This window comes from Thiovibrio sp. Mzg5 (assembly GCF_055379285.1).
The window spans coordinates 2544104-2558783 of the sequence record NZ_AP022872.1 but is presented as its reverse complement, the minus strand read 5'-3'; the positions used below and the strand labels follow the sequence as shown (position 1 = coordinate 2558783).

Genomic DNA, 14680 nt, shown 5'->3' with positions numbered 1-14680 from the left:
CGGAGTAACGAATTACAAGCGTCTGGTTATTTCCCTTCAAGAACCCCGAGCACATCGTCCTCGCGCATGATGAGGTAGTCCTCGCCATCGATTTTGACCTCGGTGCCGCCATACTTGGAAAACAAAACCCGATCGCCGGCCTTGAGCTCCATCTTGACCCGATCGCCCTTGTCGTTGAGGCGGCCATTGCCCACGGAAACAACCTTGCCCTCGGCAGGTTTTTCTTTAGCGCTGTCGGGGATAAAGAGCCCACCCTTGGTTTTGTGCTCTTCCTCCAGTCTTTTGACCAGGATACGATCATTCAACGGACGAATTTTCATGTAATGCCTCCAGTTGTGTTTGGTAATGAATTGTGTGTAACCATGAAACGAAACAGCGGGCACAGGTGCCCAAAGCGTTCCCGACCCGTAAGCCGTCGTGCAAAAATAACCGGAAATTGCCATGCCGTGTCCGGCATAAGGAGCCGTGACGAACATTGGCTCTCCGCAGCAGTTATTTTGTGACGGCTCCTAAATGAAGCGGCAGGGAAGACCGCTCGCGCGGCGCTTTCCTGCCTTGATGGCCACACAATATGTATCGGGCCTTAAAAAATCAAGAGCGGCTGTTTACTTTTTTTATCAAAAAATATCAAGCAATTGCACCAAGATCATGGGTGCATTCTCTTTTCTTCCGCCAAAAAAACTCAGAGCCGGGTCACCCAGCCATAGGGGTCTTCCTTGCTCCCATACTGAATGGCCAGGATTTCATCAAAAAGCCTCTGGGACAACACGCCGGTTTTCCCGTTGTTGATGAGGCAGTCCCGCCCCTGGTAGTGCAAGGAGCCAACCGGCGAGATCACCGCTGCGGTGCCGGTGCCGAAAATCTCCTTGAGCGAACCGTTTTCCTGGGCGGCCAGGACCTCGTCGATGGAAATCCTGCGCTCCACCACCGCAAGGCCCCAGCTCTTGGCCATCTGGATCACCGAATCACGGGTAACCCCGGGCAGGATGCTGCCGCCCAACGGCGGGGTGATGATCTCGTCACCGATGACGAAGAAGATGTTCATGGTGCCGACTTCCTCGATGTACCTCCGCTCCACGGCATCGAGCCAGAGCACCTGGGTGAACCCGGCCTGATGGGCCTCCACCGCCGCCATGATGCTGGCGGCATAGTTGCCGGCGGCCTTGATATGGCCAACCCCGCCGGGCACGGCGCGGACATACTTGTCGGTGACAAAGATCTTGACCGGGTTGAATCCCTCCGGATAATAGGCGCCAACCGGACTCATGATGACGAAAAACCGGTATTGTTTTGCCGGACGCACGCCCAAGGCGGCCTCGGTGGAGATCATGGTGGGCCGGATATACAGCGTGGCGCCCTGGGCCGTGGGAACCCAGTCCTGATCGAGTCGCAGCAACTCCTTCAACGCGGCGAGAACCTCGTCCACCGGCAGTTGCGGCATGCAGAGCCGGGCCGCGGAGATATTCATCCGCTCGATATTGGCTGCCGGACGAAAGAGATAGATGCCGCCGTCCTTACCCCGGTAGGCCTTCATTCCCTCAAAAATGGCTTGCCCGTAATGGAAAACCATGGCCGCAGGGTCCAGGGAAAAATTCCGGTATGGCTGGATCGCCAAGTCATGCCAACCCCGGCCCTCGGTGTACTCCATAACCAGCATATGATCGGTAAAATATTTGCCAAAACTCAGGGCATTTTGATCCGGCTTGGGCTTTGCTTCATTTTCCGTGACTTTTTCCACTTGTATATCCATGCTCTCTTCCTCGGACAAAAACGCTCCATTTCGACGCAACATCGCCGTATTTTCCGGCTTTTCAAGCCACTATCGGATGAAAAACCAAAATCAAAGACGATAAATATAAATGATAATGCGCTTCGCTGAAACAACTTATTGATACCGCCACGGGAAACGTGTGCATAAACGTCACGGCAAGGATGAAGAGGAGGGGGGAGGGGAAGAAGAAAAGATGGTCGGGGCGAGAGGATTCGAACCTCCGGCCTCCTGCTCCCAAGGCAAAAAATACATCTTTTCCCCCCTTTTCTCCTCCCTTCTTTACACTTCACAAACACCATAAAACTTCTTGACTTTACACGGAAATTGACATAGTTCCTTATTCAAGGCTCTTCATCGTTTTCCATCCCAATCAAGAGTAATTTTGTATCAAAATTTGTATCACAAAACAACAAGAGGAACGGCGCAATCATGGGACTTAGCGATGCTCAATTACGAAAAATACGACCACGGGAAAGCCGCTTCGAACTGACCGACGGCAAGGGGTTGGTCTTGTTGGTCCTCCCGAGCGGCAGAAGATCATGGTTACTACGTTATCAGTTTGAAGGCAAGCCCCGTCGTATCACCTTAGGGGAATACCCCGACATGAGCCTGTTACAGGCACGGAATGCAGCCGAAGCAACCAGAAGTATCATTAAGCAAGGCCTTGACCCCGCTCTTAAGCGGACGGAAGAAAAAACCGCTCACAAAACATCGCCAACCGTAAGTGATCTACTGACGGAATACTGGGACATGGAACTAAAAGACTCACCCAGCGGGAAAGAACGGCGGCGTCTGGTGGAGAAAGATGTTCTGCCGATCTGGGGCAAGCGTAAAGCGGCAGAAATCACCCGGCGCGATGCAGCCCTGTTACTTGATACAGTGCGGGCGAGAGCGCCTGTTACCGGGAACCGGCTTCAAGGAGTGCTGGTCCGCATGTTCAATTTCGCGGCAGAACGCGGGGTTCTGGAGCATTCTCCCCTTGTGGGGCTACGGAAAAAGAAAGAACAGCCCCGCAGCCGCGTCCTTGCTGACAAAGAAATAAAACTCCTCTGGGACGCCCTGGCCTTGGATAACACGGCCATGGACATCTTCCGCGTCTCAAAACTGGCGCTGAAAATGATCCTGCTGACCGGCCAGCGTCCAGGTGAAGTCTGCGGCATGACCTGGGACGAAATTGACGGCGACACATGGAACCTCCCCGCAGAACGGATGAAAAGCAAAGAGCCACACAGCGTGCCGCTCAACGCCATGGCCCTGGAACTCATCGAACAGGCCCGGCTTTATTCGCCCCGAGGAAGCGCGTTCGTTTTTAAAAGCTCACATTTTAAGGAGGGTCCCATTACTCCTCATAGTTTGTCCAAGGCTATTCTGCGCCATTGGCAAGAACTGGGAATCACGGAGCGCTTCACCCCCCATGACTTGCGGCGAACACTACGCACCAGACTGGCAGAGATCGGTGTTGATGATGTGGTGGGGGAGCGCGTCCTGGGCCACAAACTTCAAGGGATCATGGCTGTCTATAACCGGCACAGCTACGATAAGGAAAAACGGCTGGCGTTAGCGCAGTGGGAAAAGAAGCTATACGAAATTGTCTGCATTGAATCAGTAGAACAACCTGCAGAAATTATATCCCTCCGGTTTGCTACTTGAAAAACTATCAAATTCTAATGGCTCGGAGGAAGGCGGGGTGACAAAAAAAACTAAAGAATTAAAACAAAAAGACCTTGGGGAGAAACCCCCTCAACTCTTTAAAGAAGATACTCCGGTGCAAGAATTTCTCGAAGTGCTTCCCCATCCAATTTTACCTGATTTTGTAGGCGTAGCTCAGAAACTTAAAAAACGCATGACCCAAAAGGAGCCCAGCGACAATAGGGAGATTGCACAAATAAAAGATGAAATCAGAGAGGCAGAAAGAGAATCATATGCGTCGCTTATGCTTAATGATGCACTGTACCGAGCAATTTACCATACGATCAAGGCTGATGAAGCTGAGCATAAATTTAAGGAAACAGGAAATCCGATATATGCATGGCATGCGTTTTTAGCCTACAGGCCTTGTCGGGGAATAGCATCTCAACCTTTACCTGATTGGATACTGGAGTACCTCGACGGCGTGGCAGAGAGAGTGGTTGCAACCAATAAAGAGTACTCGGCTCAAGCCGCAGAATATATGTTGGGATTTCGAAAAACATCCGCAGACGAATACAAAGGAGGCGGTGTCGGGCCTGTAACTCAATGCCTCCGTAGTGAAAAAAGAGAAGCCGTTATCCGGCTAATAAAAAAACGTAAATTGGAAAATCCAAAAGCCAGTATAGATAGTCTCTGTGAGCAATTAGTAAACGAAGGATTCGGGGAAAAATGGGAAACGATTCGGAAGTGGTATTTCACAAATAAGAAAAAATCAGGATAAGTCGAGTTCATTTTAGTGACACAACTTCTAAGTCGTGTCACTTTTTCTTGTAATAACATGCCGTTACTATGCCATGCAGGATACACATCTTGCATGGCATTTTTTTGGGAGATCCGCATGGAACAAAAACAAGAAAGGGTTATGAGAAAAAAAGAGGTTCTTGCCGCAGTTGGATTGAGCGATGTTTCTGTCTGGCGACAAGAAAGAGCAGGGACTTTTCCAAAACGTTTGAGGCTCGGAGGAAACAGCGTCGGCTGGCTGCAATCAGAAATTTTGGGCTGGATTGAAGAGCGGGCAGCAGCGCGTGAGGGCTGAAGGATGGCAATTGATATTCTCGCGGCATTGCAAACAGACCCCCCAGAACTCGACTTTATTTGGCCCGGGTTCCTGGCCGGAACAGTCGGCGCGCTTGTGGCTCCAGGGGCGACAGGCAAAAGCTATTGGACATTGGAGGCTGCCATATCCATCGCCTGCAGTGTTGCCGGCGGAGATTTGGTGGGGCTCGGCCCCACCAAGACGGGCCGAGTCGTGTATCTAGCAGGAGAAGATCCCCCCTCCGCATTGATTCGGCGAATTCACGCCATCGGGCAACACCTACCTCCTGCATCAAGGGTGGCTGTTTCTCAAAATTTAACCCTTGAACCAGTAATGGGGAAACGGCTCAACATAATGGACTCGAAATGCCTCGACCAGCTAATCGCATTGGGCACTGGCGCACGATTAATCGTGTTGGACACATTAAGCCGTATTCATCTGCTCGACGAAAACAGTAATGGCGACATGGCCCAGTTGGTCTCGACACTGGAGTATGTGGCCGACTCGACCGACTCGGCGGTTCTCTTCCTACACCACGTCAACAAAACAAGCGGGAAGGAGGGCCATACCTTGCAACAAGCAGCACGGGGCGCTTCCGCCTTAATCGACAACGTCCGTTGGTGTGGCTTCATGACAAAGATGAACGAACACGAAGCTGAACACCTCAGCAATTCCAGCCAGGGATACAAGCCGATTGGAAATGATAGAAAGAGTGCCTTTGTGCGATTTGGCGCGTGCAAGCAAAACTATGCCGATCTTCAACCGGATCGCTGGTATGAGCGCAAAAAGGGTGGCGTATTGCTTCCTGTGAAGTTGACGAATATGAACCCCCTCAACAAGGTGAAGCGCCGTGAAGAAGCATGATCTCACTCACGCGCGGCACGACCCGGCGCATTGCCTTGCCCCCGGCCTCTTCCTTTCACTGAAGCGCGGCGACCGGAAAAAACTCAAACTCGATGTGGTCTATCAACTTTCAGAAGATGAAACCATTGAGTTTTCCGGCCCCGAGCCTCTTGGGGTTGATGACATGCGAATACTGCAGGGACTTGTCGCCATGGCGGGACCGGTGGGCATCGTTTTGTCTGATGATCCAAAAACGGAAACCGGCAAGCAGTTGCGGTTGTTTTTGGAACCCCGATGGGAATCGGTAAGCGAAAATGCACTGGTTGTCAAAGGATCGCTTCGGAGCCTCGCAAAAGAAATAGGCTATGCGGATATAGATGGTGGAAAAACATTCCGCGATATCCGGGCCAGCATCGAGCGGCTCTGGAAGGTGTCGATTATTGCCCGCCAGGGAGCCAAGAGAAAAGGCTACAGGCTGCTCTCTGAATATGCCTCTGATGAAACACAAGGCAAACTCTTCGTGGCCCTGAACCCAAGGTTAACGCAAGCCATCATGGGAGAACGCCAACATTCACGCATCGACATGCAAGAAGTTCGAGCACTCAAAACAGACCCAGCCCGCCTTATACACCAGCGCCTCTCTGCATGGGTTGATCGAGGGAAAAAACGGCGAGCCACCATAGAAACCCTCATGGCGTATGCGTGGCCAAACACTTGCGGACCAAGCGGGACGCGAGACAGGAAGGCCAGAATCCGAAAGACTCTGCAAGAGATAGAAGCCGTCGGCTGGACCATAAATGAGTATGCCGCGGGAAAATACGAGATCACCCGACCCCGGACTAACACCGACACATCCCCGGACTAACGGCGACAACTCCCCGGACCAACAGCGACACCCGACGACCTGGAACTTCGCAACAGATAAGGCCGCAGGGCAATCTCATGAGTCCCGTCCAGATTATCCAGGATAATCCACATGCGCGGTGCAGCCCCGCGCCTTGAGGCGGGGAAGCTGACCTTGCAACTCAACTCTTTCTTTTCCTATTGCCCAAAAGAAAAGGGCGATAGGAAAAAAGAATGGTGGGACCGAACGACGCACCAAATTTTAAGCACGGGCATGCCAGCCTACCCCTTGTGGCCACAAACCGCGTTGCGGTGTTGTGACCCCGGCGGGGGCTGGCGAGGGACAAGCCCCTTCGAACCCCTTTTTCATAGGTAACGTGAGGACAGCATGGAGCGGGATCAGCAGCGCAAAGCAATCATAAAAGTCCGGGTAACAGATGCTGAACAGGCCGGATGGCAGACCAAGGCCGAGGCTGCGGGGGTTTCTGTGTCGGAATTGGTGCGTCGGGCCATGAACAGGGTAAAAACATGGACCCCTGTCAACGCAGAGATCGAGCGCGAGCGAAACCGGGAACTGGCAAAGATAGGCAACAATCTGAACCAGATTGCCCGATGGGCAAATACCTACAAATCTGCCGCCGACGCCATCGAAGTTGTCTCTCATCTCCGGGCCATTGAACAAATGCTGGATTCTTCTTTTTCCTATCGCCTCACTGTCGGAAGCGATGCCACAAATAGTGCCTTATCCGACTGGAACTACGATGCACATTAAATTCACAACTGGCCGAGGACAAGGCCCAGGATCAGGACGAAGTGTAGCAAAATATCTTACCGGCGCAAAGGACTGGAAAGGCCACACGCGACCAGGCATAGAGATTCTACGTGGCGACCCCTTTCTGGTCGCCGCCGTCGCGGATTCGTTGGGCTTCAAATATAAATACACCTCCGGGGTGATTTCCTTCGCACCGGAAGATTCGCCCAGCCGCAAACAAATCGACGAGGTGCTCGACGAATTTGAACGTACCGCATGGGCAGGCCTCGATCCTGATCAGTATATCTGGGCTGCGGTCTTGCATCTGGAAGAAGGTGGCGGGTGCCATATCCACATTTTTACCCCAAGAGTGGAATTACGGACCGGAAAATCGCTCAACATAGCGCCGCCTGGGCCCAAAGGGCCAGAGGGATACAAGCCAAACCCGCTATTCGACCGCCTACGGGATTATTTCAACCTCCGTGAAGGCTGGGCGCGGCCCGATGATCCAACCCGTGCCCGACTGCTCCAGCCTGGCCACCGAAAATTTTTTGATGCCTCCACACTTCAGGCAGGACTGAACACAGAGGAAGATCCCCGGCAACTCATCACTGACTACCTCGTTCAATGCATTGAGATCGGTGAGGTGACAGATCGTACAGGAGTTGTGGCCGCTCTCCAGGAGGCTGGCTTTGAGGTGCCTCGGCAAGGACAGCATTATCTTACCGTGCAAGACGTTGTGAGTGGGCAAAGATGGCGACTTAAAGGGGCCATATATGAAAAAAATTTCGACGTTGGACAGCTTGCAGAAACATCTCCTACAGAAACAGGAGGAAAAACGCGAGCAGATCGAGGCTCTGACCCAGCAAGAGCTAGAGCAGCTTGGGGCGAACTTACGCAACGCCGCGAATCGCGTGCTGCATACCATCGGAAACGATATGCAGGGCCAGATCGCGAGGATGAACCAATCCCTGAAAAAGAGCCTGGACCAAACCAGGACGCAGGCCGAGACCCTACAGTCCACCATGCAGAAAATGTGGCTCAAGCCAACCCTGATCGGCCTAAGCCTCTTTCTCGGCATCTCGCTCGGGAGTTGGGGGTTGATGCAGTTTCTGAGCTACCAAATCATGAGCCAGACCGAGACACTGGCCCAGCTTCGAAACAACATAGAGCACGAACAACAAACCCTCCAAATTCTCCAGAACAAAACCTGGGGGGTGACCCTGCGTCAGGGGAAAGAAGGCAGGTTCGTGGTGCTTCCGCCGGGCACCAAACCGGAAATCTCTTGGCGCGTGGGCGGGAGGCCTGCCTTGATGCTTTCAAACGAGTGAGGATGATTTATGAGCGAATTAGAACAGCAGTTGACCAACGCCTTGATCAGGCTCTCGCGGCAATACTCGCTGGAACAGAAGCAGCAAGCCGAACTCATCACAGTCTTGTCGCGGCAGATGGAGCAGCTCAGCAGGCAAGTCTGCACCTTGGCTCACTCCTACAACAGGCTGACCGAGTTATGGAAAGAGGAATGGAGGTATTGATAATGCACCGCAACGACGAACTGGAGCAATTCAAGAGCCGGATCAACCTGGTTGAGTACGCCCAGACCCTGGGCTATCAGGTTGACCGCAAAGAATCGTCGCAGAACTCCAAAGTGCTTCGCCATGGCAATGGTGACAAGATCGTGGTGGCCACCGGCCAGAATGGTCATGGCATCTACTTCTCGGTCCGGGATGCCCGAGACAACGGCTCGATCATCGACTTCGTTCAGAAACGGACAGGGGCAAGCCTTGGCCAAATCCGCAAAGCCTTGAGGCCCTGGATCGGTGGAGCTGGATCGCCACCGCAACGCCCAATGCAGCCGGAATCGAAACCTGTTCCGACAAGCAAGGATCGCCAGCAGGTGATTCTTGCCTACGCCAAGACTGAGCCGGTGCAGCACCACGCCTATCTTGCCTCACGCGGCATCGAGAATTCCACCTTGGCCGATCCCCGTTTTGTCGGCATGATCCGCCAGGACAGCAGGGGTAACGCAGTCTTCCCTCACCATGACAGCGAGGGCTTGGCGGGCTACGAACTGAAAAACAACGGCTTCACCGGCTTTGCCAGAGGGGGCACAAAAGCTATCTGGCTCTCCAATAATCTTGCCACCGCCAAACGTGTGATAATCGTAGAAAGTGCCATTGATGCCCTTTCCCATGTGCAGCTCCACAAAAACCCCGATGCGGCCTATATAAGCGTTGGCGGGCAAATGAGCGACCATCAGCAGGCATTGTTGCGCAGCGTATTTGAACGTGCGGCAAGCCGGGAAGCCGAGATAGTCATCGCGACCGACAATGACTCTGCCGGAGACAGTCTTGCCGAGGAACTCAAAAAGCTTGTCCCTGTTCATCGGCGATTTTCACGGTCGGTGCCAGCGAGAAAAGATTGGAACGACAACCTGCAATACAAACAGCTCCCTCGCGAGAAAAAACCCTGCTAGGTGCCTCACCCCAGTCAAGTCCCTGCATGAAAATTGTTAAACTCTGGCTGCGCAAGAATCAGCAAAGAATCCACTTAAAAAACGTAGGTTGTTGACCAACTCTCATCCGCCCCTATCGCCGTTGTGACTAAAGTCACATCACCCAATGACCTCGGTCATTGTTTCCCTCTTCCTTCTATTGCTAAGAAAGACAAAGGCATTGTGCCTGAGTGTTGTTTCAATCTTCATAAGGAGGAGAGAGAGATGAAAAAAATGTACACGGTTCTTGCCGCAACAGCCTTCTGTTCATGCCTTGCAGGTGGACTGGCCTTGCCGGAAAAGGCCAACGCCGGACCATCCATTGAATTCGGCAATGATGGCGGCTACCTGCAACTCGATGTGAAATTTCAGGGAATTTTAGACCACACGAATTTTGGTTCCGGCTCAGATGGCCAGGCAAGTCGTTGGGATGCTGATCTTCGGAGGGCCAGAATTGTCTTCACCGGCATGTTTGATGACACCTGGGGCGCCAAATTCCAGACCTGCGGCGGCACCAGCGCCACCCGTAATGTCGGGGGCGGCGGCTATGAACTTGCCAAAAGTAACAGCAAGACCAATTCCCAGATCAGACTGACCGATGGCTACCTCATCGGGATGTTCAACGATGAACTCAACCTGAAGGTCGGTCTGACCAAGACGCCTCTCACCCGCGCCAATCTGGATGAGTGCTTTGCTCCGTTGAGCCACGAGCGATCCTCCTTTGTCTATTCCCCCTTTGGCACGGATGCCACCAAAAATAGCCGGGATATGGGTGTTGTGGCCACCGGCGCGTTCATGGGTGATCACCTGAAATATTTCGCCGGGATCATGGAGGGGAGAGAAGGCACGGCCGCATTCTATAACCCTTTTCTGGACAAGGACTATACCACAAGCGCTGAGCCCAGCAGCAACTTGCAATATGTGGCCCGGCTCCACTATTCATTTTTAGACCCAGAAACCAGCGCCAGCGCTGGCGGCTACAAGGGCACCTATCTCGGGAAAAAGGGCAAGATTTTGACCATTGGCGGTGGTGCGGCCTATGAGGCAGATGCCGCCTATAAAAATACGACAGCAAACGGTTTTGCGACTGCGGTCACCAATCAGGAGACCGTAGATTACCAGGCCTATACCGCAGATATTTTCTTCGAATACCCCTTTGCCGATGGCGGTGTTATCACCGCCACCGCCCTCTATCTCAATGTTGATTTTGACGATGCCTACAAAACCGCCCGTTCTCCTGCTGACCTGGGAACCGTAGTGGGTGGAGGCACCGGTCAGAGGGAGGGCTATTACGCAAAACTGGGTTATGTTCTCCCTCTCACCGTGGGAGCAAAAGGCAAAATCCAGCCCTTTGCCCGCTATGAGAATTGGGATGTGGCAAACTTCCTTGGAGTCGACGATCAGACCGTGAAAATTTGGGGTATCGGGGCGAACTACTATGTCAAGGGGGATGACAAGATTCGATTCACCCTGGAATACTACCGTACAGACTTTGACAAGCCCACGAATCTTGGTGATTATATAGACTTCCTCACCCCCGCTACTGCCACAACAACCAGTTACGATACAGTGGCGGCCATGTTCATGGTTTCATTTTAACCCGTCATGATTTTTTACAGGCCTTCTTGCCCGGCAAGGCGGGAAGGCCTGTTCCCCCAACTTGACGTTGGGGGAAAAACAACAAAACGGCAGAACACCCCATCAGGAGAAAAAATGAAAAAAATAATTCTCTTCGTCCTGCTTGGCCTGATCCCGAGCGGCACCGCTTTTGCCGAAGAGCTGGTCGTACATCTTACCTCCGGCAATGCGGTGTTGATCCAATACACGGGGGCCATTCAGGGAGTAACCTTTCAAGGGAAGACCGATGCCATAGCAGGGCTGGACATGCCGACCACAGCCAAGCCTGCGGCTAGGGCCCAACAAGCTACTACAGAAAAACAAACCGTTAACTCTCAACCAGAACAGGTTGAAGCCAAGAACGGAAAAGAACGATTGATTCGCTTCAAGTGGGCAGAGCCGAAAGGCGAAGATTAAACACCTGGCGGCAAGTGCCGTTAGGCGTGCTGTAAAAGAAGCTATTTAGGGCAGTTACGGCCCTTTGTAGTACCACTTATCTCCTTCCCGGCTGGCCTCCCGCGGCCAGCCGGGGCCTTTGGCCAGGAGAAAAAAATCAGGCAAGATAAGGCTCAATGACACCCTTGCAGATTACGGCGCTAAAACTACGAACCCAATCAAAGGGGTTCACCCAGATCCTGCAACCTGGCAGGGTCTTTCAGCATGATACGCGATAATTTCCCCGTGCTCACCGTATCCAGAAGCCCCTCGTTTTTGAGTTTGGTCAGACCACGGGAGACCACCTCCCGGCAGGTGCCCAGCCGACAGGCCAGTTCGCTCTGGGAAAGGCTGCACACCGGGATGTTGTCCTTGCCCGGCAGGGAATTGGTGAGCAGGATCTTGATCAGCCGCTCCTGCACATTCTTAAAGGTGAAATCCTCAAGCAAGGTCGCGTAGGCGGCCAGCTTTGAAGAGATACAGGTGATGAAATGCAGGGCGAGCTCATGATGCTGGGTCAAAATCCAGTCCAGATCCCGACGCGGCAGGCAATAAATCAGGCTGTCCTCCTGGGCCAGTGCGTTGGCAAAGGATCTGCCGGCGAACAGATTGGCCAAACAGAAAACCTTCCCCGCATCGACATGCCAGAGGGTAACCTTACGGCCATTGACATCGCTTTTGTAAATCTCCACCGAGCCCATCTCGACAATGTAGAGATGCTCCACGGTATCGTCCTGATAAAAAACATGCTGGCCGCTGCGGAATTTCTTTTTCCGGCAACGGACCAGCAACTCCCGGAGCACTTCGTCCGGAAGACCGGAAAAAACAGGGATCGCTTGCAAAAAATGATAATCCGGGCCATTGACCATCGCGTATCCTCCTGAATGCACTTTCAACGTGTATTCAGGTAATATTTACTCGCTTTCGTAAAAAAAACTCACAAAAAAATGTCTTAGCCGAACCCGGCAGACCCCAGACAGGAGAACCGCCCATGAAAAAACCAGAAGACGGGCGCTGCGGAAAATTCCCCCGGTTCACCCCAAGCCAGGAGATGTATGTGTTCCATAATGAGGTCGGCAGGGTTCTCGACATAAGCATGGATGGCGTAACATTTACATACATTGCCGACAATCGCCCTCCCAAAGAGTTTCCACCGGAGGGGATGCTCTTTACAGTCGGCGGCACATATATTCATGAAATTCCCTTTGAGCACATCAGCGATCACGTTCATGGCAGTTTTTTTTCAAGCGACTACTTTATCCGGGAAAGACGGATCTGCTTCGGCGAGCTTTCCGCCGATCTGGCCAAACAGCTGGAATGCTTTATCCTGGAAAATGCGCACATCCCACAGCTTTCTTACGATGCGAGGTACCTGGCGTACAAATCCGTTTATGCCACCACAGGGGCAGCCGATTTTGACAGCACTGTACAAGAAGAGCAAATGTCGGAAGACAACGCGGACATACCGTTGGCCCGATGCAGCGGAGTTCCGCAAGGATGACCGGCGCTTATGCCATGTTTCCCGCACCCCCTGATCCCGGACTGCTTCCCGCTGCCATGGAGAAAGAAATGCTGCTCACCTCCTTTACCGTAGAATTTTCCCATGCCAACTGCTGTCGAAACAAGGGGCAGGCCCTGCGTTGCCTAGCCCATCTCGATCAGAATGTGAGCGAGGCCCTTCCCTACCTGAATGCCATCCTGGGCGGCTACACCTATATCAAGGAACCGCCCTTGCTCACCTTCCATTATTCCCAGGGCAAACTCATCACTGTGGATGCGGACAGCATCGCCATCAATTGCGTAAAAAACCCGATCGAGGCCAAGGAAATCCTGGCCTGGCTCCGGCAGGAAATCAACCTGGCCTGGGAAAAACGGGGAGAGATTACCCCCAAATATACAGCCGCCCCGTGGCCAAAGCCTGCGGATATTCTGAAATTCCTACCCAAGACTGATTGCGGCCAATGCGGCCTTTCTACCTGCACTGCCTTCGCCTGTCTGGCTGCCGAGGGCGGCAAGAGCGAGGCAGATTGCCCGGCCCTGCCACTCAATGCACGAAAAGAGCTGGCCGCCTACCTGAGCCGTTTTCATTTTGATGGGTGATGACCGCGCAACCCGGCAGTACAAAGGGGAGAATAATACCTTTGAATACCAGTCACACCGCCCAAGCTCCGCCAAAAAACCGAGTTTCGCAATAAAAAACATGCCCCTGAAACATGAAGTGACCGCCTGGACCCATTACTGGTCCAAGGCGCCTGCCACGTCACGCGGCTGCCTACCGGATTTGCCTGACGTGGCGGTCAATCATCTCCAGGAAATATGGCGACAATTCTTTGCCAGTCTTCCCCTGGGCGCACGGCTGTTGGACCTGGGCACCGGCGTTGGGGCCGTGCTTATCGAGGCACAAGCCTTTCGTCCCGATCTGCAATTAACCGGCGTCGATTATGCAGCCGTGCTTCCCGAAATGGACAAAGCCATCACCCTGCATCCCGGAACCAGGCTTGAAAATCTCCCCTTTGATAACGGGAGCTTCGAGGCAATTACCAGTCAATTCGCTATTGAGTACTCCAACGTTTCGGCTGCGATACAGGAGGTCGATCGGGTTTTGAGCTTTGCGGGGAGTTATTTGTTTATCTGCCATCACGCCGACGGGGTGATCGTCCGGGATAATCTCCCTCGACTCAAAGCTCTCCGTGAGACTCTCTCCCCTGCCGGCCTGCTCTACACAGCCATCCAGGCAGTGCGCCGGCGGAAAAAATCCGCCCCCGAAACGTGGCAAAGACTCGCCCGGATTTTCACCGCAACCCAACGCAAGCATCCAGATCAATCCATCGTGAAGGAAATGGCCGACGATATCGCCCGGATCATGTCCGAGCCCGACAGCCTGGAGAAACTTCTGGCCTTGCGCCAGGCCGTGGAAATGGAAGGCCAGCGAATCATGGCCTTGGAAAAAGCGGCCTTGACGGAAGACAAGGCCAGAATATTGACCGAGGCGCTCTCCTCGAAACAACAGTCGGCGCATCTGGAAGTTGTGCATGTGCCGGGAGTCAGCGCACCCTTTGCCTGGCGGATAAGCAACCAGCCCCGGATGACGCTACCTACCCGCCTAGGCGGATAAATATACTTTGACATTTATCCGCCTAGGCGGATAAGGTCAGACATAGACCTTTTCAGCCAAGAACCCCTCAACCTGAATTCGACCAG

General features: G+C 53.1%; 18 protein-coding genes. 14 read left to right on the top strand and 4 right to left on the bottom strand.

All coding sequences use genetic code 11. The features are described 5' to 3' along the window. Positions 1-26: 26 nt before the first annotated feature. Positions 27-320, bottom strand: coding sequence for a co-chaperone GroES (gene groES, locus ACZ46D_RS11840; protein WP_464927642.1), 294 nt, complete (start codon positions 318-320; stop codon positions 27-29). A gap of 362 nt (positions 321-682) precedes the next feature. Further along, on the bottom strand, positions 683-1750 hold the full coding sequence (locus ACZ46D_RS11835; protein WP_464927641.1) for a branched-chain amino acid aminotransferase: 1068 nt from the start codon (positions 1748-1750) through the stop codon (positions 683-685). Between the two features lie 450 nt (positions 1751-2200). Between ACZ46D_RS11835 and ACZ46D_RS11830 the strand changes: the two genes are divergently transcribed. The 6 genes from ACZ46D_RS11830 to ACZ46D_RS11805 all read left to right on the top strand — a co-directional run bounded on the left by ACZ46D_RS11830 (position 2201) and on the right by ACZ46D_RS11805 (position 6954). Further along, a complete protein-coding gene (locus ACZ46D_RS11830) occupies positions 2201-3421 on the top strand; it encodes a tyrosine-type recombinase/integrase (RefSeq protein ID WP_464927640.1) in 1221 nt (406 codons plus the stop codon). A 37-nt stretch (positions 3422-3458) separates the two neighbouring features. Next, a complete protein-coding gene (locus tag ACZ46D_RS11825) occupies positions 3459-4181 on the top strand; it encodes a hypothetical protein (RefSeq protein ID WP_464927639.1) in 723 nt (240 codons plus the stop codon). 117 nt (positions 4182-4298) lie between these two features. Then, positions 4299-4496 carry a helix-turn-helix transcriptional regulator gene (locus tag ACZ46D_RS11820; protein ID WP_464927638.1) on the top strand — a complete coding sequence of 66 codons (198 nt, stop codon included), beginning with the start codon at positions 4299-4301 and terminating at the stop codon, positions 4494-4496. Between the two features lie 3 nt (positions 4497-4499). Further along, complete coding sequence (locus ACZ46D_RS11815) at positions 4500-5360, top strand: helicase RepA family protein (RefSeq protein WP_464927637.1); 861 nt, start codon at positions 4500-4502, stop codon at positions 5358-5360. Beyond that, entirely contained in the window at positions 5347-6204 is an 858-nt protein-coding gene (gene repC / locus ACZ46D_RS11810) for a replication protein C, IncQ-type (protein WP_464927636.1), read from the top strand. The genes ACZ46D_RS11815 and repC overlap by 14 nt, the downstream gene beginning before the upstream one ends. Positions 6205-6570: 366 nt before the next feature. After that, entirely contained in the window at positions 6571-6954 is a 384-nt protein-coding gene (locus ACZ46D_RS11805; protein WP_464927635.1) for a MobC family plasmid mobilization relaxosome protein, read from the top strand. Between the two features lie 439 nt (positions 6955-7393). Here the strand turns inward: ACZ46D_RS11805 and ACZ46D_RS11800 are convergent, their stop codons facing one another. Beyond that, positions 7394-7651: a hypothetical protein gene (locus ACZ46D_RS11800; RefSeq protein WP_464927634.1), complete on the bottom strand. Its 258-nt coding sequence runs from the start codon at positions 7649-7651 to the stop codon at positions 7394-7396. Positions 7652-7709: 58 nt separating this feature from the next. Here ACZ46D_RS11800 and ACZ46D_RS11795 point away from each other — a divergent pair, with 58 nt between their 5' ends. From ACZ46D_RS11795 to ACZ46D_RS11775, 5 genes are all read left to right on the top strand, one after another. Further along, positions 7710-8264, top strand: coding sequence for a hypothetical protein (locus ACZ46D_RS11795; protein WP_464927633.1), 555 nt, complete (start codon positions 7710-7712; stop codon positions 8262-8264). Between the two features lie 9 nt (positions 8265-8273). Continuing rightward, positions 8274-8468 carry a hypothetical protein gene (locus ACZ46D_RS11790; RefSeq protein ID WP_464927632.1) on the top strand — a complete coding sequence of 65 codons (195 nt, stop codon included), beginning with the start codon at positions 8274-8276 and terminating at the stop codon, positions 8466-8468. Then, a complete protein-coding gene (locus ACZ46D_RS11785; RefSeq protein ID WP_464927631.1) occupies positions 8456-9409 on the top strand; it encodes a DUF3991 and toprim domain-containing protein in 954 nt (317 codons plus the stop codon). Before ACZ46D_RS11790 ends, ACZ46D_RS11785 begins: the two co-directional genes overlap by 13 nt. Positions 9410-9652: 243 nt before the next feature. Then, complete coding sequence (extI, locus tag ACZ46D_RS11780; protein ID WP_464927630.1) at positions 9653-11026, top strand: selenite/tellurite reduction operon porin ExtI; 1374 nt, start codon at positions 9653-9655, stop codon at positions 11024-11026. Positions 11027-11140: 114 nt separating this feature from the next. Then, positions 11141-11461 carry a hypothetical protein gene (locus ACZ46D_RS11775; RefSeq protein ID WP_464927629.1) on the top strand — a complete coding sequence of 107 codons (321 nt, stop codon included), beginning with the start codon at positions 11141-11143 and terminating at the stop codon, positions 11459-11461. A gap of 197 nt (positions 11462-11658) precedes the next feature. On the opposite strand, the gene ACZ46D_RS11770 is transcribed toward ACZ46D_RS11775, so the two are convergent. Then, positions 11659-12348: a Crp/Fnr family transcriptional regulator gene (locus ACZ46D_RS11770; protein ID WP_464927628.1), complete on the bottom strand. Its 690-nt coding sequence runs from the start codon at positions 12346-12348 to the stop codon at positions 11659-11661. Between the two features lie 122 nt (positions 12349-12470). On the opposite strand from ACZ46D_RS11770, the gene ACZ46D_RS11765 reads away from it, so the two are divergent. The 3 genes from ACZ46D_RS11765 to ACZ46D_RS11755 all read left to right on the top strand — a co-directional run bounded on the left by ACZ46D_RS11765 (position 12471) and on the right by ACZ46D_RS11755 (position 14594). Beyond that, positions 12471-12980 (top strand): hypothetical protein, encoded by a 510-nt coding sequence (locus tag ACZ46D_RS11765; RefSeq protein ID WP_464927627.1) that lies wholly within the window; start codon positions 12471-12473, stop codon positions 12978-12980. Beyond that, the gene (locus tag ACZ46D_RS11760) at positions 12977-13579 is read left to right on the top strand and encodes a (Fe-S)-binding protein (protein ID WP_464927626.1); all 603 of its coding nucleotides are present in this window, start codon (positions 12977-12979) and stop codon (positions 13577-13579) included. The genes ACZ46D_RS11765 and ACZ46D_RS11760 overlap by 4 nt, the downstream gene beginning before the upstream one ends. 100 nt (positions 13580-13679) lie before the next feature. Continuing rightward, on the top strand, positions 13680-14594 hold the full coding sequence (locus ACZ46D_RS11755) for a class I SAM-dependent methyltransferase (RefSeq protein WP_464927625.1): 915 nt from the start codon (positions 13680-13682) through the stop codon (positions 14592-14594). Positions 14595-14680: the final 86 nt, after the last annotated feature.

Excerpts from the sequence above, each read along its gene's own strand:
- ACZ46D_RS11790 (WP_464927632.1), top strand. The coding sequence starts at position 8,274 with ATGAGCGAATTAGAACAGCAGTTGACCAACGCCTTGATCAGGCTCTCG.
- groES (WP_464927642.1), bottom strand. The coding sequence starts at position 320 with ATGAAAATTCGTCCGTTGAATGATCGTATCCTGGTCAAAAGACTGGAG.
- ACZ46D_RS11760 (WP_464927626.1), top strand. The coding sequence starts at position 12,977 with ATGACCGGCGCTTATGCCATGTTTCCCGCACCCCCTGATCCCGGACTG.
- ACZ46D_RS11805 (WP_464927635.1), top strand. The coding sequence starts at position 6,571 with ATGGAGCGGGATCAGCAGCGCAAAGCAATCATAAAAGTCCGGGTAACA.
- ACZ46D_RS11770 (WP_464927628.1), bottom strand. The coding sequence starts at position 12,348 with ATGGTCAATGGCCCGGATTATCATTTTTTGCAAGCGATCCCTGTTTTT.
- ACZ46D_RS11815 (WP_464927637.1), top strand. The coding sequence starts at position 4,500 with ATGGCAATTGATATTCTCGCGGCATTGCAAACAGACCCCCCAGAACTC.
- ACZ46D_RS11830 (WP_464927640.1), top strand. The coding sequence starts at position 2,201 with ATGGGACTTAGCGATGCTCAATTACGAAAAATACGACCACGGGAAAGC.
- ACZ46D_RS11800 (WP_464927634.1), bottom strand. The coding sequence starts at position 7,651 with ATGCTGTCCTTGCCGAGGCACCTCAAAGCCAGCCTCCTGGAGAGCGGC.
- ACZ46D_RS11795 (WP_464927633.1), top strand. The coding sequence starts at position 7,710 with ATGAAAAAAATTTCGACGTTGGACAGCTTGCAGAAACATCTCCTACAG.
- ACZ46D_RS11820 (WP_464927638.1), top strand. The coding sequence starts at position 4,299 with ATGGAACAAAAACAAGAAAGGGTTATGAGAAAAAAAGAGGTTCTTGCC.
- ACZ46D_RS11835 (WP_464927641.1), bottom strand. The coding sequence starts at position 1,750 with ATGGATATACAAGTGGAAAAAGTCACGGAAAATGAAGCAAAGCCCAAG.
- ACZ46D_RS11765 (WP_464927627.1), top strand. The coding sequence starts at position 12,471 with ATGAAAAAACCAGAAGACGGGCGCTGCGGAAAATTCCCCCGGTTCACC.
- extI (WP_464927630.1), top strand. The coding sequence starts at position 9,653 with ATGAAAAAAATGTACACGGTTCTTGCCGCAACAGCCTTCTGTTCATGC.
- ACZ46D_RS11775 (WP_464927629.1), top strand. The coding sequence starts at position 11,141 with ATGAAAAAAATAATTCTCTTCGTCCTGCTTGGCCTGATCCCGAGCGGC.
- ACZ46D_RS11785 (WP_464927631.1), top strand. The coding sequence starts at position 8,456 with ATGGAGGTATTGATAATGCACCGCAACGACGAACTGGAGCAATTCAAG.
- ACZ46D_RS11755 (WP_464927625.1), top strand. The coding sequence starts at position 13,680 with ATGCCCCTGAAACATGAAGTGACCGCCTGGACCCATTACTGGTCCAAG.